Annotated in this window: 2 protein-coding genes; both read left to right on the forward strand. The window is 77.4% G+C overall.

All coding sequences use genetic code 11. The features are described from left to right. Nucleotides 1–549: uroporphyrinogen-III synthase (locus OZN99_RS32560; RefSeq protein ID WP_270939316.1), on the forward strand; the 549-nt coding region annotated here is incomplete at its 5' end. Next, nucleotides 546–889 (forward strand): hypothetical protein (locus OZN99_RS32565; RefSeq protein WP_270939317.1); only part of this gene is annotated, 344 nt, incomplete at its 3' end. The genes OZN99_RS32560 and OZN99_RS32565, both read left to right, overlap by 4 nt.

The raw sequence follows: 889 nt of genomic DNA on the forward strand, positions 1-889 counted from the left end.
CTCGCGGTCGGCGAGGCGACGGCGGCGGAGGCGCGCCGGCATGGCTGGGACCGCGCGGAAGGGGCGGCCGGCACTGCGCAGGACCTGGCGCGGATGGCGAGCGCGCGGCTGGATCCGGCCGCCGGGCCGCTGCTGCTGGCGGTGGGCGAGGGCTACGCCCTGGACCTTGCCGCCGATCTGCGGGCGCGTGGATTCCGCGTCATCCGCCGGATCGCCTATGCGGCGGCACCGGCCGGCAGCCTGCCGGAAACCGCCCAGGCGGCGCTGGCGGCGGGCCGGGTCGGTGCCGTGCTGTTCCACTCGCCACGCTCGGCGGTGTGTGCGATGCATCTGCTTCGGGCTGCGGGTCTCGCGGCAACCGTGCGGCGCATGGACGCGCTGGCGATCAGCCGGAGGGTGGCGGAAGCCGCCGCCGGTGCGGCCGCCCCGTGGTCCTGGCGTGCGGTTCGCGTGGCTGCGCGGCCCGAGGAGGACGCGCTGCTGAGGCTGCTCGGCAGGCGGGGTGAACCCGCCGGGGCCGGTGGTCCGACCAAGTCAGGAGAGCCATGAGCCCGCCCACCCCGCCCCCGACCTTTCTTGACCGCCTGCGCCGGTTCGATCCCACGGTGCTGCCCATCGTGGTGGCTGCAATCGTGCTGGTCGGCGCCGTGGTCTGGCTGCTCGGCCGTCCGCTGCCGCCGCCCCAGGCGGCGGGGCCTGACCCGCAGACCGCCCAGCAGCTGGCGGAGCTGCGCGCCGGGCTGGCGCGCACCGAGGGGCTGACCACCCGAATCGCCGCGCTGGAAGGCGTTGTGCAGCGGGTGAACGCCCTGGAGTCGCGCCCGGCCCCTGCCGCGGCCGACCTGGCCCCGCTGCGGGAAGCGGCGGCGGCGGCAACGGCCCGCGCCGA

This window comes from Falsiroseomonas oryzae, from assembly GCF_027856955.1.
Taxonomy (GTDB): Bacteria; Pseudomonadota; Alphaproteobacteria; order Acetobacterales; family Acetobacteraceae; genus Falsiroseomonas; species Falsiroseomonas oryzae.